Genomic DNA, 21,381 nt, shown 5'->3' with positions numbered 1-21,381 from the left:
ATCCGTTATTGCATGTCCCGCCAGGTCAGGTACACCCGCAGGTCAAACTCCACCTGGTGATAGCCCGGCAGCATGTGTTCGCAGAGTTTGTAGAACGCCTTGTTGTGATCCGACTCTTTGAAATGCGCCAGTTCATGCACCACGATCATTTTCAGAAACTCTGAAGGTGCTTCCTTGAACAGCGAGGCCACACGGATTTCTTTCTTGGCCTTGAGCTTGCCGCCCTGCACCCGCGAGATCGTGGTGTGCAAGCCCAGGGCGCGATGCGTGAGGTCCAGACGGTTATCGAACAAGACTTTGTCGATGGACGGAGCATTGCGCAGGTATCCCTGCTTAAGGTCCAGAGCGTAGGTGTACAGCGCCTTGTCGCTCTGTATCCCGTGCTTTTCCGGATAGCGCTTGGTCAAGTAGTCGCCCAGCCGATCGTCGGCGATCAGCTGGCGCACTTGATCCTGCAATGCAGCAGGATAGGCCTGGAGGTATTTCAACGCAGTCATCGGGGCGGCAACACGGATCACGAAAAGGTCGCCAGTGTAGCGAATTCAACTGTTCAGTGCGCCCCAGTCAAACGGCTGCACAAAGTCGCCGACGTCCTCGGCCATCATCGGCCGCGCGACCAGAAACCCTTGCACATACTCACAGCCATTCGCTTGCAGCCATTGGTACTGGGCAACGGTTTCTACCCCTTCGGCGATCACCAGCATTCCATATTGCTTGCACAGGTCGATCACAGTGCGCACCAGCGCGGCATCCTTTGAGGACTCGGGCAGCCGGGCGATCAAATGCCGGTCGAGCTTGAGCGTGTCCAGTTCCAGGTCCCGCAGATGCGCCAGCGAACAAGGCCCGGAACCAAAGTCATCGAGCGCCACCCGCACCCCAAGATTGCGCAGCAGACGCAGGGTCTTATGGGTTTCTTCCGGGTTTTGCATCAACGCTTCTTCCGTCACTTCGACTTCCAGATGACGCGGTTGCAGGCCATGGCGCTCCAGCACCTGACGCAATTCGGTGACCAGGTTGGGCATGCCAAACTGGGTGCTGCTCAAACTGACGCCGAGCACCAGGTCCTCGGCAAACAGGGTTTCCCAGGCCTTTCGTTGCCCGGCACCACGCTGGTAAATCCAGCTGCCCAGCCGACTGATCAGCCGGGCCTCTTCCAGCAACGGCAAAAACAGTCCCGGCGGGACGTCGCCGACACTCGGGTGCTGCCAGCGCAACAACGCCTCGAACCCACGAATCTGCCCGTCGGCGATGGACACTTGAGGTTGGTACACCAGGTTGAAATCACGGTTTTCGATGGCCGTGCGTACGCTCTCTTCGAGCATCAGTCTCGAACGTGCCCGGCCGTTCATTTCGTGATCGTAGAATCGATACTGTTGACGGCCCGCGCGCTTGGCTTCGTACATCGCAATGTCTGCGGCGCGCAACAAACCGTCGAGGTTTGCCCCACAATCCGGAAACGTCGCAATCCCGATGCTGGCGCCCAAGGTGATTTCCAGGCCATCAATCTGCTGACAGATCGAAACCCGCTCAATGAGCTTTTCGGCAATCTTCGCGCCCTGCTCGGGAAACTCCAGGTCCAGCAGCGCCGTAAATTCATCGCCGCCCATGCGCGCCAGAATGTCGAACGGCCGCAAGCAGGCCTTCAACTGCTCAGACACCCAGCGCAGCACCCGGTCGCCGGCATCGTGACCGAGAGAGTCATTAACCCGCTTGAAACCGTCAAGGTCCAGGTACAGCAGCACCCAGGCGCTGTCGGTAGGCTCACCACGGAGCAACAGGTTTTCAACGGTCTGGTAGAAACCTCGACGATTGAGCAGGCCGGTCAATGGATCGGTTACGGCCTGATATTCCAGTTGCTGATGCAGGTGGCGCACCACCGACATGTCCAGCACCGTCACCACCATGGCGCGCTGTTCTGCGGGCAATGGCGCGCAAGACAACGCCACCGGCACTTGCTGACCGGGTGCGGTACGCAACAGTGCGTCATGCAGGCGCAAGGTTTCGCCACGTTTGTAACCGGTATAAATCTCGGATTCCAGCCACACCGGAATGTGCGGTTTTTGCAGGAAGTGCAGAAAGTCCCTGCCTTGCAGCTCCTGCACCGTGGCATTCAGCAGCCGCGACATGGCCGGATTGGCAAAACGAATCACCCCGTCCTCACTGACCACCAGAATGCCCTCGGCCGCGTTCTCCAACACCGAGGCATTAAATGCGCGCGCGACTTCCAGGTCGTGGCTCAGGCGCTGCAACGCCCGACGATTGCGCTGGTGCTCCAGCAGGGCCTGGACTTTGGGCTTGAGAATGTGCGGGTCGAACGGTTTGAACAGGTAATCCACCGCGCCGCTGGCGTAGCCCTTGATCACTGCGTCAGGGGATTGTTCGTTGGCGGTGAGGAAGATGATTGGCGTCAGGCGAGTCCGTTGACTACCGCGCATCAGGCGCGCGACTTCAAAACCGTCCATGCCCGGCATCTGCACATCGAGCAACACCAGGTCGACATCGTGTTCGAGCAACAGACTAAGCGCTTCGAAGCCGGAGGCAGCGGTCATGACCTGCCAGTCCTGGCGCTGGAGCAACGCGCGCAGGCTGATCAGGTTTTCAGGGTAATCATCGACAATTAAAAGGATCGAGTTGCCTTCAGCTGGCGGGGGGTGCGCGCATTCCATGCTGCTTCTCTTGTTCGGGGCGTCAGGCCGGTTTCTCGTGAAAACCGGACAAATACTAGGCCCTCACTCTAGACCGGGTTGCGTGAAAGCAGAAGGTGTCAGTACGCCATCATTTAACCAATGGGTTCATTTGCCGACTAACGGTCGGTCCTGAGAGCCCCGAAAACCGGGAAAGATGGCCATTCGACAGGACATTGACGCCAAATCTCTGCCAGATGGGCATTAACAAATTCGCCTCGTACGCTTATAAAGACCGCCCCCCGATGCGCGGGCTAGAGCTTCTGGCACGCGCGTGCAGCAAAAATTTGTGGAAGCTTTGTCTATGATCGATCTCGCAACCTGGAACCTCAGCGTTCCCGTTGGCAATCCGCCGTATACCGTTGAAACCGCCAAACTGGTGGACGGCTTCAAGGATCAATACTTCCACTCAGACACCGGCACCTTGTTTTTCTGGGCACCGGTCACCGGCTCCAAAACGGCCAACGCGAAGTATCCTCGGACTGAACTTCGCGAAACCTACAGCAACGGCACCTTGCGTAATTGGCTCTATCCGGACGCTGACAACTCCCTTCACGCGACCCTGGCGGTGAATCAGGTGCCGAGTTCAGGGAAGATCGTTATCGGCCAGATTCATGCTTATGAAAGCCAGAAGCCGTTGGTGAAGGTCGAATATCAGTACAAGATCAGCACCTCGAGCGGCAACATCGTTGCCAAAGTACGCATGCATCCGGATGACGACGAAGGTCGGGTGATCACCATCGCCACTGGCGTAAAGTTGGATCAGGAGTTTTCCTACCTCATCCACCTGAGTCCCGGCGGTGCGTTGGGCATCAGCGCGGCGGGCTACCAGTGGGACACCAACATCAGCGCCACGTGGCGCGACAAACCGCTGTATTTCAAGGCTGGGGTCTATGTGCAAGACCACACCGGGTACACCAGCGAAGGCGGGAAAGTGACGTTCAGCAAGCTGGATATTGATCACGACAAATAGCGCAAACACTCTATTACTGTGGCGAGGGAGCTTGCCCCGGCGGGATGCGAAGCATCCCCAAACCTTGCCTCTCCATTCCTGAAGGCACACCGCAATGTCCGGTTTTACGACGACTGCGCGGCCGAACATAGGCAGACCAACTTAATACTCTATTTTTTAACGCAATAGATCTCTCGCTTAAGAAGATAAGGACTCGTTCGTGTTTCCCATTCGGCATGCGCCTTATCTCTTGCGTCGTCAACTGAACCCGCTTTAAAGGTTTTAGATACCTCTCCGGTATAATATCTATAACTACACGTATACTCCGAGTCTTCAGCTCTCAAACTGATGGATATCAATAACATGAAAAAAAACGCAATGAATGAAACAGACATTTTTCCTAACAGGCACATATTGCAACTCCCCTAAATGGACTCAAAGGGACAGATTTATGCAAACCCTTCTTCTCGGCTTACACATCAAACAATAGGCAGCAGTCCGCATCAAATCACCTGTAATAAATGCCAGTTTTTTATACATTTTCGCGATAGCAGAGCCACTGAAAAGCAAGCGAGACTGAAAACGACTTTCAGAGGGGAAAACACACTTTCAGCTGCTACGCTTCTCTCATTACTACAAGGACGTAGGAGGCTGTATGCCCAGAATGGGACGTGTTGTGTTACCCAATTATCCGCATCATGTCGTGCAACGAGGCCACAACAGGCAGGTTGTGTTCGCCGAGCCGGGCGACTTCCAGCGTTATCTCGAAGATCTGCGTGAACTCAAAGCGCTATTCAACGTGAAAGTGTATGCCTTCTGCTTGATGACCAATCATGTCCACCTATTGCTAGCGCCGGGAGCCTCCGTTGCCGGTCTCGGACAATTGATGAAAGGCCTGGCGGGACGCATGACAAGGTATCGCAACAAGCTGGAGGGCCGCTCCGGTACCTTGTGGGAGAGTCGATACAAATCCAGCGTGGTTCAAACCGACACCTATCTGCTGGCATGTAGTCGATACATCGAGTTAAATCCGGTCCGAGCCCAAATGGTACTTCAGACACAAGATTACCCTTGGTCGAGCTTGCACCTGCGCCTCAATGAAACTGCAGACAACCATTGGCTGGATGAAGATCAATGTTTCAACGAACTCGGTAAAACCCATACCGAGCGCCTTGCTCGCTATACCTCATTCATGGAACAGGCAATACCTTCCTCAGAATTGCAGTTGATCCGAGGCGCCCTCCAGCGCGGCCAGTTGACCGGCAATCCTCAGTTTATAGACGAAATAGAACAAATAACTGGATTGCGAATACCGCATCGAGCGCGGGGAAGACCTGCGAAACAGATCGAATAGAAGCACTAGGAGAGATCAAATAAATCTGTCCCCTTTTAATTTTCTAGGAGAGATCAAATAAATCTGTCCCCTTTTAATTTTTTTATTCTTCTACTTTTAACCCTTATCCCATAGTAATAAGTTATAAAAAACTGTCAGATCCAACAGGTGCAACTCGAAATACTTCCATCTAATCTGTTCTACGCAACACGTAAAACAGAAGAGGAAGGCAACAAATGAATCCGCGCCCCTTTTCTGCGATAAGTGTTGCTTACTCTATCTTTGGACATGGAGAAATAAAATGGCCGTAACACCAAATGGAACTTATGCAGGCGGTACTGATAGCGCTGGCACACGGGGCGTTTTGACAATTACAAGCTCCAACCCAGACAACGGCTCTATTAATGCCGGCAGCTATACATTCGGAGGTACAGAGTACAATGTTAGAGGCACGTTCTATTATTCGGACATTAGCAACCACTTCAGCTCTGTCACTTTCGACCTAACCGCAACCCCAAAGGACAACTCCTCTACTGTGTATAAAATATCTTTGTACTCTGCCGACAGAGAATACAACAACTTATCAGGCGACGTAAGGATCCTCGGTGCAGCTGGCGGCGCCCAATATACGATCTCTCTAGGTAAGCAATAAGTTAACACTCACAAAAAAACCCGCCTCTCGGCGGGTTTTTTAATGCGACTCAAACACCAAAGGCTTAGTTAACCTTAGCGTTCAAATCACCCTTCAAATACCGCTGATACATCCCTTCCAGCGAGATCGGCTTGATCTTCGAAGCATTACCGGCCGTACCAAACTGGTTGTAACGGTCGATGCACACATCACGCATCGCGGTCACAGTCGCGCCGAAGAACTTACGCGGATCGAACTCGCTCGGGTTGGTGGCCATCAGGCGACGCATCGCGCCGGTGGATGCCAAACGCAGGTCAGTATCAATGTTGACCTTACGCACGCCGTGCTTGATGCCTTCAACAATTTCTTCAACCGGTACGCCGTAGGTTTCTTTGATGTCGCCGCCGTACTGGTTGATGATCGCCAGCCACTCTTGCGGAACCGAAGAAGAACCGTGCATCACCAGGTGGGTGTTCGGGATGCGTTTGTGGATTTCTTTGATGCGGTCGATGGCCAATACGTCGCCGGTCGGCGGCTTGGTGAACTTGTACGCGCCGTGACTGGTGCCGATGGCGATGGCCAAGGCATCAACCTGAGTGCGTTTGACGAAGTCAGCGGCTTCTTCCGGGTCGGTCAGCATTTGGCTGTGATCCAGAACGCCCTCAGCGCCGATGCCGTCTTCTTCACCAGCCATGCCGGTTTCCAGCGAACCCAGGCAGCCCAGCTCGCCTTCTACCGAAACGCCACAGGCGTGAGCCATGGCCACGGTTTGTTGGGTAACACGCACGTTGTAGTCGTAGTCGGTCGGGGTCTTGCCGTCTTCGCCCAGGGAACCGTCCATCATCACCGAGCTGAAGCCCAGTTGGATGGAGCGCTGGCAGACGTCAGGGCTGGTGCCGTGGTCCTGGTGCATGCACACCGGGATGTGCGGGAATTCTTCGATTGCCGCCAGGATCAGGTGGCGCAGGAACGGGGCGCCAGCGTATTTGCGAGCACCGGCCGAAGCCTGGACGATCACCGGAGAGTCAGTCTTGTCAGCGGCTTCCATGATGGCGCGCATCTGCTCAAGGTTGTTGACGTTGAAGGCTGGAACGCCATAGCCGAACTCGGCTGCGTGGTCCAGCATCTGGCGCATGCTGATAAGTGCCATTGTGTATGTCTCTCCCGGTTTGGGTCGTTAATCGTGCCAGCCTGCCGTAGCGGCGGCGGCTATTCAAGTTATTGCAGATCGGGGGTTGGTCCGGGCTGCGAATTCGGGTGTTGCCAAAATGCCAGTTACTGCGCTTTACAACCGCGACCAATCAAATCATTGGTGGCGACCCAGTACACCAGGCCTTCCTCACCTTTTACGTGAAACGCCAGCATGTCATTGCTGTACAGCGACCCTTCGGCGCCCGGCTCCTGTTTCAAGCGGTATACCTGATCAGCCCCGCCGAGGCGCACGTCGACTTCCTTGCGGCTGTCGTCGGTGTAGCGCCAGAGCACTTTGGCCTGGCTGTCGCAGGTCCAGGTGGTCCAGTTGTCCGCCGGCGCCGACGTGTTGAACAGGTTCAAATTCAAGCTCGAGCACCCTGCCAGCAACGCCAACGCCGTAACGGCGATAAAACCTTTCATCCATGTTCCTCGACCGACAGCGCACGCCGCCAGCCCTGAGTAATGAGTCAGACCCGTCAAGGACAACCATGTTCCTTGGCGGGTGTCTGTGTCTCGTATTTGTCCAGGCCATCGGGACCGGAACGCTTGTTGAGCACAGGATTGGTTTCCGCCTGCCAGTCGGCCTGGTAGCAGCCTTTTTCCTGCGACTGCGGTGCGGGCTCAGGCGTGGCTTTCGGATTACTCCCGCAAGCCGCCAGCATGCCCGCTGCGATCAACAGCGTTAACGTCTTGACCATGTAAACACTCCTTTGCCTGGTCAAATGGGCGGTCTCAGGCCTTCGCCCGGCTTTCCAGGACTTCAACGGCCGGCAGCACTTTGCCTTCGACGAACTCGAGGAACGCGCCGCCACCGGTAGAAATGTAGGAGATCTGATCCGCAACGCCATATTTATCGATGGCCGCCAGGGTGTCGCCGCCGCCCGCGATCGAGAACGCCGAGCTTTCCGCGATGGCCTGGGCCAGCACTTTGGTACCGTTACCGAACTGGTCGAACTCGAACACGCCCACCGGGCCGTTCCACAGGATGGTCTTGGACGACTTCAGCAGCTCGGCGAAATTCGCCGCGGTCTGTGGGCCGATGTCCAGGATCATGTCGTCGGCCGCCACGTCAGCAATCAGCTTGACGGTAGCGGTCGCGCTTTCTGCGAATTCCTTGGCAACCACCACGTCCACTGGCAAAGGCACGCTGACTTTGGCGGCGATTTCGCGAGCGGTGTCCAGCAGGTCTGGTTCGTACAGGGACTTGCCGACCGGGTGGCCGGCAGCCGCCAGGAAAGTGTTGGCAATGCCGCCGCCAACGATCAGCTGGTTGCAGATCTGGCTCAGACTGTTCAACACGTCGAGTTTGGTTGACACCTTGGAACCGGCAACGATGGCCGCCATTGGCTGGGCCGGGGCGCCGAGGGCTTTGCCCAGTGCGTCCAGCTCGGCAGCCAGTAACGGGCCAGCGGCGGCGACTTTGGCGAACTTGGCCACGCCGTGGGTCGAACCCTCGGCACGGTGAGCGGTGCCGAAGGCGTCCATCACGAACACGTCGCACAGGGCGGCGTATTGCTGGGCCAGGTCGTCAGCGTTCTTTTTCTCGCCTTTGTTGAAGCGCACGTTTTCGAACAGCACGATGTCGCCGGCTTTCACGTCAACGCCGTTCAGATAGTCAGCGACCAGCGGCACTTCGCGGCCCAGAGCCTTGCTCAGGTAGTCAGCGACTGGCTTGAGGCTGTTCTCGGACGAGAATTCGCCTTCGGTCGGACGGCCAAGGTGCGAGCAGACCATCACGGCCGCGCCTTTCTCCAGGGCCAGCTTGATGGTCGGCAGCGAGGCCAGGATTCGCGCATCGCTGGTGACAACACCGTCCTTGACTGGGACGTTGAGGTCTTCGCGAATCAGTACGCGCTTACCTTGCAGATCGAGGTCGGACATCTTCAACACGGTCATGGGTCGCAATTCCTGAGTTACTGTTTTGGAGAAACTGTTGGAGTAGCTGTTTGCAGATAGTGTTCTGCAACGTCCAGCATTCGGTTGGCAAACCCCCATTCGTTGTCGAACCAGGCCAGGATGTTCACCAGCCGCGGGCCGGAAACTCGGGTCTGACTGGCATCGACGATGGCCGAATGTGGGTCATGGTTAAAATCACAACTGGCGTGAGGCAACTCGGTGTAAGCCAGAAGGCCTTTGAGCGGGCCGCTGGTGGCGGCCTCGCGCAGAATCCGGTTGACCTCGGTGGCGTCGGTGTCGCTGACGGTCTGCATCGTAATGTCGAGGCAAGACACGTTAACCGTCGGCACCCGTACGGCTTTGGCCTGAATTCGCCCGGCAAGTTCCGGCAGCAGGCGTTCTATGCCACGTGCCAGACCGGTGGATACCGGGATCACCGACTGGAACGCCGAGCGGGTGCGGCGCAGGTCTTCGTGGTGGTAGGCGTCAATGACTGGCTGATCGTTCATCGCCGAGTGGATGGTGGTGATCGACACGTATTCCAGGCCGATGGCCTGATCCAGCAGGCGCAACAGCGGCACGCCGCAATTGGTGGTGCAGGACGCGTTGGACACCAGCAGCTCGTCGCCGGTCAGGCAATCCTGGTTCACGCCGTAGACGATGGTGGCGTCGACATCCGCCTCGCTGGCCATCGGCTGGGAAAACAATACACGCGGCGCGCCGGCGTCGAGGAAGCGCTGGCCATCGGCACGTGTGTGATAAGCGCCGGAGCACTCCAGCACCAGATCGACGCCCAGTGCCGCCCAATCGATGCCTTCGGGGGTGGCACTGCGCAAGACTTTCACGCAGTCACCATTAATATGCAGACAATCGCCCTCAACCCGCACTTCGCCGGGAAAACGCCCGTGAGTGGAGTCAAAGCGTGTCAGGTATTCGATGCTGGCCATGTCCGCCAGATCGTTGATCGCGACAATTTCAAACCCGGCCTTTTCGCCTCGCTCAAACAACGCACGCAAGACGCAACGACCAATCCGGCCGTAGCCGTTGAGTGCAACTTTGTAAGGACGCGGTTGAGGCATGGGGTTCTCGATTACCGTGGTGAATCTGTCATTGCAGCGTTGCCTGAACCACCGCTTTCGCGAGCAGGCTCGCTCCCACAAGGGCCCTGTAGAACCCTGTGGAAGCGAGCCTGCTCGCGAAGACGGCAGTCAGGACGACACAACTTCTGGATCAGTCTTCCAGCAGCTCTTCAGCCTGACCCAGGATGTTTTCCAGGGTGAAGCCGAACTCTTCGAACAAGGCAGGCGCAGGCGCCGACTCGCCGTAGGTGGTCATGCCGATCACGCGACCTTCCAGGCCCACGTACTTGTACCAGTAGTCCGCGTGGGCGGCTTCGATGGCGATACGGGCGCTGACCTGCAACGGCAGAACCGCTTGCTTGTAGTCGGCGTCCTGAGCATCGAACACGCTGGTGCAAGGCATCGAAACAACGCGCACTTTGCGACCCTGTTCGGTCAGTTTGTCGTACGCCTGAACCGCCAGGCCCACTTCCGAACCGGTAGAGATCAGGATCAGCTCAGGCTCGCCGTCGCAGTCCTTCAACACGTAACCGCCACGGGCGATGTCGGCGATTTGCAGCGCGTTGCGATCCTGATGCTGCAGGTTCTGGCGCGAGAAGATCAGCGCCGAAGGGCCGTCCTTGCGCTCCAGAGCCAGCTTCCAGCATACGGCCGATTCAACGGCATCGGCTGGGCGCCAGGTGTCGAGGTTTGGCGTGCTGCGCAGGCTGGTCAGTTGCTCGATTGGCTGGTGAGTCGGGCCGTCTTCGCCCAGACCGATGGAGTCGTGGGTGTAGACGAACACCACGCGCTTCTTCATCAGTGAAGCCATGCGTACGGCGTTGCGTGCGTATTCCATGAACATCAGGAAGGTCGCGCCGTAAGGCACCAGACCGCCGTGCAGCGCCACGCCGTTCATGATCGCGCTCATGCCGAACTCGCGAACGCCGTAGTACATGTAGTTGCCGCTGGCGTCTTCAGCCGAAACACCTTTGCAACCTTTCCACAGGGTCAGGTTGGAACCGGCCAGGTCAGCGGAGCCGCCGAGTAGCTCAGGCAACAGCGGGCCGTAGGCGTTCAGCGCGTTCTGGCTGGCTTTACGGCTGGCGATGGTTTCGCCCTTGGCCGCGACTTCAGCGATATAGGCAGAGGCTTTTTCCGCGAAGTCAGCCGGCAGTTCGCCGCTCAGGCGACGGACCAGTTCGTTTGCCAGCTCAGGGAACTCAGCGGAATAAGCAGCGAAACGCTGATCCCACTCGGCTTCGGCGGCTTTGCCGGCTTCCTTGGCGTCCCATTCGGCGTAGATATCGGCCGGGATTTCGAACGGACCGTGGTTCCACTTCAGGGCAGTACGGGTCAGAGCGATTTCCGCGTCACCCAATGGGGCGCCGTGGCAGTCTTCTTTGCCTTGCTTGTTTGGCGAACCGAAACCGATGGTGGTCTTGCAGCAGATCAGGGTCGGTTGATCGCTTTTGCGCGCGGTTTCGATGGCGGTCTTGATTTCTTCCGGGTCATGACCGTCGACGTTGCGGATCACTTGCCAGTTGTAGGCTTCGAAACGCTTCGGTGTGTCGTCGGTGAACCAGCCTTCGACTTCGCCGTCGATGGAAATGCCGTTGTCATCGTAGAAAGCGATCAGCTTGCCCAGGCCCAATGTGCCGGCCAGGGAGCCGACTTCGTGGGAAATGCCTTCCATCATGCAGCCATCACCCAGGAACACGTAGGTGTGATGGTCGACAACGTTGTGGCCAGGACGGTTGAACTGCGCCGCCATGACTTTTTCAGCCAGGGCAAAACCGACGGCGTTCGCCAGGCCTTGGCCCAGTGGACCGGTGGTGGTTTCAACGCCCGGCGTGTAGCCGAATTCCGGGTGACCCGGGGTGCGGCTGTGCAGCTGGCGGAAGTTTTTCAGGTCATCGATCGACAGGTCGTAGCCGGTCAGGTGCAGCAGCGAGTAGATCAACATCGAACCGTGGCCGTTGGACAGCACGAAGCGGTCACGGTCGGCGAACGATGGATTGCTCGGGTTGTGCTTCAGGTAGTCACGCCAAAGTACTTCGGCGATATCCGCCATACCCATAGGGGCACCGGGATGGCCGCTGTTGGCTTTTTGCACGGCATCCATGCTGAGGGCACGAATGGCGTTGGCACGCTCACGACGGCTGGGCATCGCTGTTCTCCTGCGGATATTGAATCGAGAGTGAATAAAACGAATCGGAAAAAAGGCGAGCATTTTCCCTCACCGAGCCGCCTCGGGGCAATGACAGATAGTCATCTGGAGGCGTTTTTCCATGTGATAACGGCGGTTTCGACGGGTGAAACCTTTCCGCTGTCCGTTTGTTGACAGAACCTAACGTCGAGAAGTGCCATCTATCGAGCAATATCAAAACTTTTTGATATTGCTCTTGCAGTGATTTCGACCCGTCACTAGACTGCTGGCCTTATGAATTTACGCGTGCCATCCATTCAACATGACGATTGCGACGAGCTGGCGGCCCTCTGCAAGGCCGGCGGCGACCCTCTGCGTCTGAATGTATTGCGCGCCCTGGCCAACGATTCGTTCGGCGTGCTGGAACTGGCGCAGATCTTTGGCATCGGCCAGTCCGGCATGAGTCATCACCTCAAGGTACTGGCCCAGGCCGACCTGGTGGCGACCCGCCGTGAAGGCAATGCGATTTTCTACCGTCGCGCCCTGCCCCACACCGACCTGCTGGGCGGCAAGCTGCACGCCGCCCTGCTGGAAGAAGTGGACAACCTGACCCTGCCGATTGATGTGCAGTCGCGGATCGGTCAGGTGCACGGGCAACGAGCGGCGGCCAGCCAGGACTTTTTCTCACGGGTTGCGGAGAAGTTTCGCGCCCAGCAAGACTTGATCGCCGGCCTGCCGCAATATCGCGAAAGCGTGGTGGCCTTGCTCGACAAGCTGGGTTTCGGCAAAGGCGCCACGGCCATTGAAGTCGGCCCTGGTGACGGCGAGTTTCTGCCGGAACTGGCGCGCCGCTTCACTGAAGTCACCGCGCTGGACAACAGCCCGGCGATGCTCGAACTGGCGCGTCAGGTCTGCGAACGTGAAAAGCTGGCTAACGTCAGCCTGCAATTGGCCGATGCATTGAACGGTGTAAGCCTTCAGGCCGATTGCGTTGTACTGAACATGGTATTGCACCATTTCGCCGCGCCGGCCGAAGCGCTCAAGCACATGGCCGACTTGCTGCAACCGGGCGGTAGCCTGCTCGTGACAGAGTTATGTAGCCACAACCAGAGTTGGGCCAGGGAGGCCTGCGGTGATCTCTGGTTGGGGTTTGAACAGGACGATTTGGCCCGTTGGGCCACCGCTGCGGGACTCGTTCCCGGGGAAAGCCTCTATGTAGGCTTACGTAATGGTTTCCAGATTCAGGTCCGCCATTTTCAGCGACCGGCTGGCAACACTCACCATCGGTAAATTCAGGAAAACATCGAGATGAGCGAATACTCCCTCTTCACCTCCGAGTCCGTGTCTGAAGGACATCCGGACAAAATCGCCGACCAGATTTCCGATGCGGTGCTGGACGCCATCATTGCTGAAGACAAGTTCGCCCGTGTGGCGTGCGAGACTCTGGTAAAGACCGGCGTTGCAATCATCGCCGGTGAAGTGACCACGTCGGCCTGGGTCGATCTGGAAGAAATCGTGCGTAACGTCATTCTGGACATCGGCTACAACAGCTCCGATGTTGGCTTCGACGGCGCCACTTGCGGTGTGATGAACATCATCGGCAAGCAGTCCCCAGACATCAACCAGGGTGTTGACCGTGCCAAGCCTGAAGATCAGGGTGCCGGCGACCAGGGCCTGATGTTCGGCTACGCGAGCAACGAAACCGATGTGCTGATGCCAGCACCGATCACGTTCTCGCACCAACTTGTGCAACGGCAAGCCGAAGCGCGTAAATCCGGCCTGCTGCCTTGGCTGCGCCCGGACGCCAAGTCGCAAGTGACTTGCCGTTACGAAGGCGGCAAGGTTGTCGGTATCGACGCCGTTGTTTTGTCGACCCAGCACAACCCTGAAGTGTCGTACAAAGACCTGCGCGAAGGCGTGATGGAGCTGATCGTCAAGCACGTACTGCCTGCCGAACTGCTGACCAAAGACACCCAGTTCCACATCAACCCGACTGGCCAGTTCATCATCGGTGGCCCGGTTGGCGACTGCGGCCTGACCGGTCGCAAGATCATCGTCGACAGCTACGGCGGCATGGCTCGTCATGGCGGAGGCGCGTTCTCCGGTAAAGATCCATCGAAGGTTGACCGTTCGGCGGCCTACGCCGGTCGTTACGTGGCCAAGAACATCGTGGCTGCCGGCCTGGCCGAGCGCTGCGAGATTCAGGTTTCCTACGCAATCGGTGTTGCCCAGCCTACCTCGATCTCGTTGAACACCTTCGGCACCGGCAAAATCAGCGACGACAAAATCGTCAAACTGGTTCGTGAAGTGTTCGACCTGCGTCCATACGCAATCACCACCATGCTCGACCTGCTGCACCCGATGTACCAGGAAACCGCTGCGTACGGCCACTTCGGTCGCACCCCGACCACCAAGACCGTGGGCGAAGACACCTTCACCACGTTCACCTGGGAAAAAACCGACCGCGCCGACGACCTGCGTCTGGCTGCTGGCTTGTAAGACCTCCCCGGCGGCACCCAAAGCCCTGCACGGTTCGCCGTGCGGGGCTTTTTATTGGGTTTCGCTTTGCACTCCCTCGCCGCCCGGTCATCCAGAAATACCAGGCAAAACACCCACCCTTCCCGCCCGAAAATATTGACTAGCCTTCAAACACCTCACTTGAGCAAGGACGCTCACGATGCTTCTGCGCCTGTTTTCCGTTTTCTTCCTAACCTTGATCTGCCTGAGCTCAAACGCTGCCGACTGTCCTGACTGGTCCCCCGCCCGCGCCCTGGACGAAATCACCGCCCTGCAAAATCAAATCGACTTGTGGGACGACCACTACCACCGAGGTGGACGCTCACTGGTCGCCGACGAAATTTACGATCAGTCCCGCGCACAATTGATCGAATGGCGTGCGTGCTTTGACTTGGGGCTCGCACCTGAACCCTTGCGCACTGCCGGCGGCAAGGCCGCCCACCCGATCGCCCACACCGGCCTCGACAAACTGCGCGATGGTCAGGCTGTGGAAAACTGGCTGCGCGATCGCAAGAACATCTGGATACAACCCAAAATCGACGGGGTGGCCGTGACTCTGACTTACCGCAACGGCTGGCTGCATCAGGCGATCAGCCGTGGCGATGGCATCAATGGCCAGGACTGGACGGCCTCGGCGCGACTGATCCCCGGCATCCCCCAAAAACTTGTGCAACCTGTAAACATGCTGGTGCAAGGCGAGCTCTATTGGCAGTTGACCGACCACATACAAGCCAAGGCCGGCAGCCAAAATGCCCGCTCCACCGTGGCCGGTCTGATGACGCGCAAGGTCCTCGCTCCTGAACATGCTGCCGGAATCAAATTGTTTGTCTGGGACTGGCCACAAGGCCCAGCCCATTTGCCCGAACGAATAGCGACTCTGGATGAGCTGGGGTTCCCGAGCACTGCGCCCTACAGCCAACCGGTCGGGTCCATGGCTGATGCGCAACACTGGCGCGATCACTGGTATCGCTCGCCGTTGCCCTTTGCCAGTGACGGTGTCGTCCTGCGCCAAAGTCAGCGCCCCTCGGCCGAACGCTGGCACGCGAAATCACCCTACTGGGCCGTCGCCTGGAAATACCCTTTCGCGCAGGTACTGGCCGAAGTGCGAAAAGTCGACTTCAAGGTCGGGCGTACCGGACGAATCACACCGGTGCTGAACCTGAAACCGGTGACACTCGATGACCGGCAGATCAAACGCGTGAGCGTCAGCTCCCTGCAGCGCTGGGAGAAACTGGACATCCGCCCCGGCGATCAGGTGTCCATCAGCCTGGCGGGACTGACCATTCCCAGGTTCGACAGCGTTGTTCTGCGCAGCACCGAACGCACCGAGATGAGCGTCCCGCTGGCAACCGACTTCCATTATTTGAGTTGCTGGCAGCCGACGCCGGGGTGCGAGAGCCAATTCCTCGCACGACTGACCTGGCTCAGCGGCAAGCAGGGGCTGGCTTTGCCACATGTCGGCCCCGGCACCTGGGAGAAACTTTTAGAAACAGGCCGTCTGAATAGCCTTCTGGATTGGTTGACCTTTGACGCTCAAGAGCTTGCTACCATTAACGGCTTCGGCGACCGCAGCAGTGCTCGTCTTTTAAACAGTTTCAACAGTGCTCGACAGCGCCCCTTCGGTCGCTGGCTGAAAGCCTTGGGTTTACCACCGACGGGGCAGGCGCAGCTTGCCGATTCATGGCAGGTGCTGGCGAACAGAAACACTGAACAATGGCAGGCTGAAGCCGGTATCGGCCCGGGACGTGCGGCACAATTGAGCGCGTTTTTCCGCGACCCCCAGGTCCTGGCCTTGAGTGAAACATTACGGGTTGCCGGGATTGACGGTTTCTAGAGAGCCGCAATCCACGGTAACCGGGAACCCACAGTTGCCGATGCGCTCAAACGCCCATTGCCACACCGACCCGCTTGCCTCTGCACATGGAGCTTTTATGAAACTTCTTTCACCGCTCGCCCTGCTGACCCTCTGCAGCGTGCTGGCCGCTCCACTGATGGCGGCTGAAGAAGCGCCGGAACTGACCGGCTGCGCCGCCAAGAAACAGGGCATCATCAACCAGATCGAACTGGCCAAGTCACACGGCAACGCCGATCAGCAAGCAGGCCTGGAAACCGCCTTGAGCGAAGTCACCGCGCATTGCACCGACGCTTCGCTGAAGAAAGAACGGGAAAACAAAGTCCTCGACGCCAAGCATGAAGTCAGCAAGCGTCAGGCCGACCTCGACAGCGCGATGAAAAAAGGCGACCCCGACAAGATCAACAAGCGCAAAGATAAGCTCGCCGAGTCCCGCAAGGAATTGCAGGACGCTCTCGACGAACTGGATAAGTAGCTTGGTCGTGATCATTCCCACGCAGTTCGTGGGGAACGATCACTAGCGAAGCGGGAATCAATGATCCCGAAACTGTTTATGGCAAGCACTGCAGGCATCTTCGACTTTCTGTACCGCCGGCCCGAGGTTGCTGGCCTTGTAAGGCTGAACCTGGCTGGCAATCACCAATTCACCGGTGGCGGTTTCAAGATTGCGGGACATTTCCTGAAAACGTGCCTGCTGTTGCCAGACGTTATCCTTGGCGCTGGTGTGATCTTCTTCGCGCACCTGTGGAAAATGTTTCCATGGCTCATGGGACAACGCATCGAGTTTCACGGCGCCGTCGGCGAATTTCTGACCATCAAACGGAATGCGGCCACGCAGCATGCCGCCCAGGTCTTCACCGGTCTTGAGCATCTGTTTGAAGATTGCCTTGCGTTGACCCAGTGGCGAATTCGGATCGACACCGCCGCAAGCGGACAACGTCAGGCAGGCCAGCAATACAACAGAAAGTCTTTTAAGAGTCATGGTGGCTTCAGGTCACGGGAAACGGCGGCCAGTATCCTCGTGTCATCGACAAAGACCAATAGCCCTATTATCAATACGGGTTGTTTGAGCGCATGGAGCACTCGGGCGACCGGCAAAGGAATTACTCCATGAACAGCCGTTTCAAGGCATGGCGTCACCCCCTCGCGTGGACACTTCCAATGGTGGCCGTCCTCGCCGGCTGCACCGGCGGCGATAACAACACGCCAAAAACCCACGCAGTGGCGACCTATTCCAGCGCTACCTGGGAAGCGTTGCCGGCTGTGTCCGATAGCGATCTGGTCGCCGGCTTCGGTTCGTGGCGCAGTGCATGCAACCGACTCAAGGCCGACCCCGTGTGGGGCTCGACCTGCACCGCTTCCGCCAACGTGCCGCAAACCGCCACCGATATCCGCGATTTCCTCAAGCAGAATCTGGACGTCTACGGCCTGCGCGCCGCCAATGACAATCCCAACGGGCTGATCACTGGCTACTACGAACCGGTCTACCCAGGCAGCCTGACCCAGACGACTGCAGCAAACATCCCGGTGTACGGCGTGCCCGACGACATGATCATCGTCTCGCTGGACAGCCTCTACCCGGAACTCAAGGGCAAGCGCCTGCGCGGTCGACTGGAAGGGCGAGTGCTCAAGCCTTACGACGATGCGGCAACCATTGAGACCAAAGGGGTCAAGGCCCCGGTGGTGGCCTGGCTGACTGACCCGATGAACCTGCAGTTCCTGCAAATCCAGGGCTCGGGGCGAATTCAGCTCGATGACGGTCGCCAGTTGCGCATCGCTTACGCCGACCAGAACGGCCACCCGTACCGGCCTATCGGTCGCTGGCTGGTGGAACAAGGCGAACTGAAGAAAGAAGACGTGACCATGGGCGCGATCAGCCATTGGGCCAAGGCAAACCCGACGCGCATTCCCGAGCTGCTCGGCAGCAACCCGAGCTATGTGTTCTTCACCCGTAACCCGGACAGTAACGAAGGACCGCGCGGCTCGTTGAACGTACCACTCACTGCCGGCTATAGCGCGGCTGTGGACCGCAAGGTAATTCCACTCGGCAGTCTGTTGTGGTTATCGACCACCAAACCGGACGGCACTGCGCTGGTTCGCCCGGTGGCCGCTCAAGATACCGGCGGCGCGATTGCCGGCGAAGTGCGAGCGGACCTGTTCTGGGGCACAGGCGAGGTGGCCGGCCAATTGGCCGGAGACATGAAACAGCAGGGACAGATCTGGATGTTGTGGCCTAAAGGTGCGACGTTGCCGCAAGTGCCTCAGGTGGCTGATGCGGCGAAGACCTCCCCCTGACTTTTACAGTGGCCAATAGATAACTTTCGCGAGCAGGCTCGCTCCCGCACTGAGTCTCGGGTGTACACAAATACTGTGTCCACAGAGATCACAGGTGGGAACGGGCTTGCTCGCGAAGGGGCCGGTAAACCAACGCAGCCCTATCAGACCGACACAACAAAGAAACTCACAATCAACCCCATCCCCACAAACCACACCAACGAGCGCAAAATCGCCCAGTCCGCCAGGTAGCAAATGATGTACAGCAACCGGCTGGTGATGAACAACACCGACAGCACATTGATCGTCACCAACTCGGCATTACCCGCCAGGTGCGCCACGATCACCGCGGCCGCGAACGCCGGGGTGACTTCAAAACTGTTCAGTTGCGCCGCGTGCGCACGCCGGCCAAAACCATTCAGCGACTCGAGAAAGTCCCGGGGATCATGGTTATCCTTCAGGTTATACCGACCACTGGCCTTGGCGATGCCAGTGCAGAGATAAGGCAGGAAAATCGCGATCAAAATGCACCACAGCGCAACCGTCATAAAGCAGTCCTTTCTTCAGTTTGGAAATTCGGGTTTCAGTTAAAACTTCATCACCAGGATGCCGATCAGCACCAGCCCACAGGCTAAGAGCCGTGGTCGGCCGAAAGGTTCTTTCAGGTAGCGCATGCCGAACAGCACCACCAGAATCACGCTGATCTCACGCAACGCCGCCGCTTCGGCAATCGAGCCCAACTGCATCGCCCAGAGCACCAAAGCGTAGCTGAACAACACGCAAAACCCGACCGCCAGCCCCAGCCGCCATTGCTCCCGCCAGAACAGCTTGAACGCCGGTCGCTTGCGCACCAGCGCCAGCAACGGAAATGGCCAGGCACTCAGCAACGTGACCCAGACCAGATAGTCCAGCGGGTGTGACCAGCGCCGGAGCGCCTGACCATCGATGAACGTGTAGCAGCCAATGCACAGACCGATCAACGCCACCACCGGTAACATCGACCACGGCAAACGTGCGCCGCCACCACCCTGCCACAGCAGGCACAGCATGCCGAACGGGATCAGCAGAATTCCGAAGATCTGCTGATTCGTCAGCACCTCCCCGGCAAAGATCAGCGTCAGAGCCAGCACCACCAACGGCGACAGTCCACGCATCAACGGATAGACCAGCCCCAGATCGCCGACCCGATAGGCCTGGATCAGCAGATAGCGATACAGCAATTCGAACGCCGCTGAAGCCAGAATCCAAGGCCAGATGTCGATGGGCGGCACGTTCACAAACGGCAACATCACGGCGACAAACAACAACGCCACGCTGTCCATGCAGGCCACCACCAACAGGCGTTCCGCACTGAACTTGATCAGGGTATTCCACGCCGCATGCAACAGCGCCGCGACTAACACCAGTGCTGTTGCAAGCACGGCCTACTCCTTCATTGGTTTTTATTTGCGGCCGGACGCGCCGGATAATTGATTCGCGATATGTCAGCAGCTGTTTATACTGCAAGCAACCACGCCGCACTCAGTTGCACACAGACTAATTCCAATAATTTCTGTCCACGCCCGCTCCCGCCAAGAACGGTCGTCGGCATGCGTATGCCTGATCACAGCGTCAAGACTACCGACAGAGACCTTGCGCATGCCACTCGCCTTGCTTGCCCTCGCTGTTGCCGCGTTCGGCATCGGCACCACTGAATTCGTCATCATGGGCCTGCTGCCCGACGTCGCTCGCGACCTCGCTGTCAGCATTCCGCACGCCGGTCTGCTGATCACCGGTTACGCCCTGGGCGTGGTGTTCGGCGCGCCGATCCTTGCGATCGGCACCGCCAACATGCCACGCAAGGCCACATTGCTGGGGATGACGCTGATGTTTATTCTCGGCAACGTCTTGTGTGCCCTGGCGCCGAACTACGCCACGTTGATGGCGGCTCGTGTGGTCACTGCGTTGTGCCACGGCGCGTTCTTCGGCATCGGCTCGGTGGTCGCGGCCGGTCTGGTCGCACCGAATAAACGGGCCCAAGCCATTGCGCTGATGTTCACCGGCCTGACGCTGGCCAATGTGCTGGGCGTGCCCTTGGGCACCGCGCTCGGGCAGTACGCCGGCTGGCGCTCGACCTTCTGGGCAGTCTCGGTGATTGGCGTAATTGCCGCCATCGCACAATGGCTCTGGCTGCCGAACCACATCGCCATGGACAAGGCCAATCTGGCCAGCGAGTTCAAGGTGCTGGGCAAGGTCAATGTGTTGCTGGCGCTGGGCATGAGCGTGCTGGCGTCGACCAGTCTGTTCAGTGTGTTCACTTACATTGCGCCAATCCTGCAGGACATCACCGGCGTCAGCCCGCACGGCGTGACGATCATGCTGTTGTTGTTCGGCGTGGGTCTGACCGCGGGCAGCATGCTCGGCGGTCGATTGGCGGACAGTCGTTTACTGCCTTCGCTGGTGGGCATGGCGCTGGCCGTATTGGTGGTGCTGGCGGCGTTCTCGCAGACCAGCCATTCGGTGATTCCGGCGGCGATCACGCTGGTGCTGTGGGGGATTTTTGCGTTCGCCCTGTGCCCGATCCTGCAACTGCTGATCATCGATCAGGCACACGAAGCGCCCAACCTCGGCTCAACGCTGAATCAGAGCGCGTTCAACCTCGGCAATGCGGCGGGCGCGTGGATCGGCGGGCTGGTGGTTGCCAGCGGCGCCGACCTGGCGGATTTGCCGTGGACCGGCGCGTTGGTCAGTGGTTTGACGGTGCTGACGGCGTTGTTCTTCATTTACCTGCAGCGTCGTGGGGCGGCGCCGGTTAATGTCTCGGGCTGAATAACTGCATCGCCCATTACATTGCTATCGCGA

Annotated in this window: 19 protein-coding genes; 8 read left to right on the top strand and 11 right to left on the bottom strand. The window is 58.2% G+C overall.

Annotated features, from left to right (window positions below; translation table 11 throughout):
* Positions 1-5: 5 nt before the first annotated feature.
* Entirely contained in the window at positions 6-497 is a 492-nt protein-coding gene (locus tag NL116_RS03495; protein ID WP_494377996.1) for a M48 metallopeptidase family protein, read from the bottom strand.
* Positions 498-542: 45 nt separating this feature from the next.
* Entirely contained in the window at positions 543-2,666 is a 2,124-nt protein-coding gene (locus NL116_RS03490; protein WP_494376028.1) for a putative bifunctional diguanylate cyclase/phosphodiesterase, read from the bottom strand.
* 322 nt (positions 2,667-2,988) lie between these two features.
* On the opposite strand from NL116_RS03490, the gene NL116_RS03485 reads away from it, so the two are divergent.
* Positions 2,989-3,657 carry a polysaccharide lyase family 7 protein gene (locus NL116_RS03485; protein WP_494376027.1) on the top strand — a complete coding sequence of 223 codons (669 nt, stop codon included), beginning with the start codon at positions 2,989-2,991 and terminating at the stop codon, positions 3,655-3,657.
* A 634-nt stretch (positions 3,658-4,291) separates the two neighbouring features.
* Positions 4,292-4,990 carry a transposase gene (locus NL116_RS03480; protein WP_494376026.1) on the top strand — a complete coding sequence of 233 codons (699 nt, stop codon included), beginning with the start codon at positions 4,292-4,294 and terminating at the stop codon, positions 4,988-4,990.
* A 695-nt stretch (positions 4,991-5,685) separates the two neighbouring features.
* Here the strand turns inward: NL116_RS03480 and fba are convergent.
* From fba to tkt, 6 genes are all read right to left on the bottom strand, one after another.
* Positions 5,686-6,750 carry a class II fructose-bisphosphate aldolase gene (gene fba, locus NL116_RS03475; RefSeq protein ID WP_494376025.1) on the bottom strand — a complete coding sequence of 355 codons (1,065 nt, stop codon included), beginning with the start codon at positions 6,748-6,750 and terminating at the stop codon, positions 5,686-5,688.
* Between the two features lie 125 nt (positions 6,751-6,875).
* Positions 6,876-7,214 (bottom strand): MliC family protein, encoded by a 339-nt coding sequence (locus tag NL116_RS03470; RefSeq protein ID WP_494376024.1) that lies wholly within the window; start codon positions 7,212-7,214, stop codon positions 6,876-6,878.
* A gap of 56 nt (positions 7,215-7,270) precedes the next feature.
* Positions 7,271-7,492, bottom strand: coding sequence for a hypothetical protein (locus NL116_RS03465; RefSeq protein WP_027926617.1), 222 nt, complete (start codon positions 7,490-7,492; stop codon positions 7,271-7,273).
* A 34-nt stretch (positions 7,493-7,526) separates the two neighbouring features.
* Positions 7,527-8,690 carry a phosphoglycerate kinase gene (locus NL116_RS03460; protein ID WP_494376023.1) on the bottom strand — a complete coding sequence of 388 codons (1,164 nt, stop codon included), beginning with the start codon at positions 8,688-8,690 and terminating at the stop codon, positions 7,527-7,529.
* 17 nt (positions 8,691-8,707) lie between these two features.
* Complete coding sequence (epd, locus tag NL116_RS03455) at positions 8,708-9,769, bottom strand: erythrose-4-phosphate dehydrogenase (RefSeq protein ID WP_494376022.1); 1,062 nt, start codon at positions 9,767-9,769, stop codon at positions 8,708-8,710.
* Positions 9,770-9,920: 151 nt separating this feature from the next.
* The gene (gene tkt, locus NL116_RS03450; protein WP_494376021.1) at positions 9,921-11,918 is read right to left on the bottom strand and encodes a transketolase; all 1,998 of its coding nucleotides are present in this window, start codon (positions 11,916-11,918) and stop codon (positions 9,921-9,923) included.
* A gap of 273 nt (positions 11,919-12,191) precedes the next feature.
* Between tkt and NL116_RS03445 the strand changes: the two genes are divergently transcribed.
* The 4 genes from NL116_RS03445 to NL116_RS03430 all read left to right on the top strand — a co-directional run bounded on the left by NL116_RS03445 (position 12,192) and on the right by NL116_RS03430 (position 16,741).
* A complete protein-coding gene (locus NL116_RS03445) occupies positions 12,192-13,187 on the top strand; it encodes an ArsR/SmtB family transcription factor (protein ID WP_494376020.1) in 996 nt (331 codons plus the stop codon).
* 18 nt (positions 13,188-13,205) lie between these two features.
* Entirely contained in the window at positions 13,206-14,396 is a 1,191-nt protein-coding gene (metK, locus tag NL116_RS03440; RefSeq protein ID WP_494376019.1) for a methionine adenosyltransferase, read from the top strand.
* A 178-nt stretch (positions 14,397-14,574) separates the two neighbouring features.
* On the top strand, positions 14,575-16,248 hold the full coding sequence (gene ligB, locus NL116_RS03435; RefSeq protein WP_494376018.1) for an NAD-dependent DNA ligase LigB: 1,674 nt from the start codon (positions 14,575-14,577) through the stop codon (positions 16,246-16,248).
* Between the two features lie 97 nt (positions 16,249-16,345).
* Positions 16,346-16,741: a DUF1090 domain-containing protein gene (locus NL116_RS03430; protein WP_494376017.1), complete on the top strand. Its 396-nt coding sequence runs from the start codon at positions 16,346-16,348 to the stop codon at positions 16,739-16,741.
* A gap of 57 nt (positions 16,742-16,798) precedes the next feature.
* Here NL116_RS03430 and NL116_RS03425 read toward each other — a convergent pair whose 3' ends face one another.
* The gene (locus tag NL116_RS03425; protein ID WP_494376016.1) at positions 16,799-17,248 is read right to left on the bottom strand and encodes a c-type cytochrome; all 450 of its coding nucleotides are present in this window, start codon (positions 17,246-17,248) and stop codon (positions 16,799-16,801) included.
* A gap of 128 nt (positions 17,249-17,376) precedes the next feature.
* On the opposite strand from NL116_RS03425, the gene mltA reads away from it, so the two are divergent.
* Positions 17,377-18,561, top strand: coding sequence for a murein transglycosylase A (gene mltA / locus NL116_RS03420; protein ID WP_494376015.1), 1,185 nt, complete (start codon positions 17,377-17,379; stop codon positions 18,559-18,561).
* A gap of 143 nt (positions 18,562-18,704) precedes the next feature.
* Here the strand turns inward: mltA and NL116_RS03415 are convergent, their stop codons facing one another.
* Both NL116_RS03415 and NL116_RS03410 read right to left on the bottom strand, forming a co-directional pair.
* Complete coding sequence (locus NL116_RS03415; RefSeq protein WP_494376014.1) at positions 18,705-19,088, bottom strand: MAPEG family protein; 384 nt, start codon at positions 19,086-19,088, stop codon at positions 18,705-18,707.
* A 39-nt stretch (positions 19,089-19,127) separates the two neighbouring features.
* A complete protein-coding gene (locus NL116_RS03410) occupies positions 19,128-19,961 on the bottom strand; it encodes an EamA family transporter (protein WP_494376013.1) in 834 nt (277 codons plus the stop codon).
* A gap of 217 nt (positions 19,962-20,178) precedes the next feature.
* On the opposite strand from NL116_RS03410, the gene NL116_RS03405 reads away from it, so the two are divergent.
* Positions 20,179-21,348: an MFS transporter gene (locus tag NL116_RS03405; RefSeq protein WP_494376012.1), complete on the top strand. Its 1,170-nt coding sequence runs from the start codon at positions 20,179-20,181 to the stop codon at positions 21,346-21,348.
* Positions 21,349-21,381: the final 33 nt, after the last annotated feature.

This window comes from Pseudomonas sp. FBCC-B1667 (assembly GCF_059133255.1).
The sequence above is the reverse complement of the archived record's forward strand: the minus strand, read 5'-3'. Positions and strand labels throughout refer to the sequence as shown.

Bases quoted from the DNA above. Each gene is read 5' to 3' on its own strand.
- NL116_RS03445 (WP_494376020.1), top strand. From the start codon at position 12,192: ATGAATTTACGCGTGCCATCCATTCAACATGACGATTGCGACGAGCTG.
- NL116_RS03460 (WP_494376023.1), bottom strand. From the start codon at position 8,690: ATGACCGTGTTGAAGATGTCCGACCTCGATCTGCAAGGTAAGCGCGTA.
- NL116_RS03495 (WP_494377996.1), bottom strand. From the start codon at position 497: ATGACTGCGTTGAAATACCTCCAGGCCTATCCTGCTGCATTGCAGGAT.
- tkt (WP_494376021.1), bottom strand. From the start codon at position 11,918: ATGCCCAGCCGTCGTGAGCGTGCCAACGCCATTCGTGCCCTCAGCATG.
- NL116_RS03430 (WP_494376017.1), top strand. From the start codon at position 16,346: ATGAAACTTCTTTCACCGCTCGCCCTGCTGACCCTCTGCAGCGTGCTG.
- NL116_RS03425 (WP_494376016.1), bottom strand. From the start codon at position 17,248: ATGACTCTTAAAAGACTTTCTGTTGTATTGCTGGCCTGCCTGACGTTG.
- NL116_RS03480 (WP_494376026.1), top strand. From the start codon at position 4,292: ATGCCCAGAATGGGACGTGTTGTGTTACCCAATTATCCGCATCATGTC.
- NL116_RS03465 (WP_027926617.1), bottom strand. From the start codon at position 7,492: ATGGTCAAGACGTTAACGCTGTTGATCGCAGCGGGCATGCTGGCGGCT.
- epd (WP_494376022.1), bottom strand. From the start codon at position 9,769: ATGCCTCAACCGCGTCCTTACAAAGTTGCACTCAACGGCTACGGCCGG.
- mltA (WP_494376015.1), top strand. From the start codon at position 17,377: ATGAACAGCCGTTTCAAGGCATGGCGTCACCCCCTCGCGTGGACACTT.
- NL116_RS03490 (WP_494376028.1), bottom strand. From the start codon at position 2,666: ATGGAATGCGCGCACCCCCCGCCAGCTGAAGGCAACTCGATCCTTTTA.
- fba (WP_494376025.1), bottom strand. From the start codon at position 6,750: ATGGCACTTATCAGCATGCGCCAGATGCTGGACCACGCAGCCGAGTTC.
- ligB (WP_494376018.1), top strand. From the start codon at position 14,575: ATGCTTCTGCGCCTGTTTTCCGTTTTCTTCCTAACCTTGATCTGCCTG.
- metK (WP_494376019.1), top strand. From the start codon at position 13,206: ATGAGCGAATACTCCCTCTTCACCTCCGAGTCCGTGTCTGAAGGACAT.
- NL116_RS03405 (WP_494376012.1), top strand. From the start codon at position 20,179: ATGCCACTCGCCTTGCTTGCCCTCGCTGTTGCCGCGTTCGGCATCGGC.
- NL116_RS03415 (WP_494376014.1), bottom strand. From the start codon at position 19,088: ATGACGGTTGCGCTGTGGTGCATTTTGATCGCGATTTTCCTGCCTTAT.
- NL116_RS03485 (WP_494376027.1), top strand. From the start codon at position 2,989: ATGATCGATCTCGCAACCTGGAACCTCAGCGTTCCCGTTGGCAATCCG.
- NL116_RS03470 (WP_494376024.1), bottom strand. From the start codon at position 7,214: ATGAAAGGTTTTATCGCCGTTACGGCGTTGGCGTTGCTGGCAGGGTGC.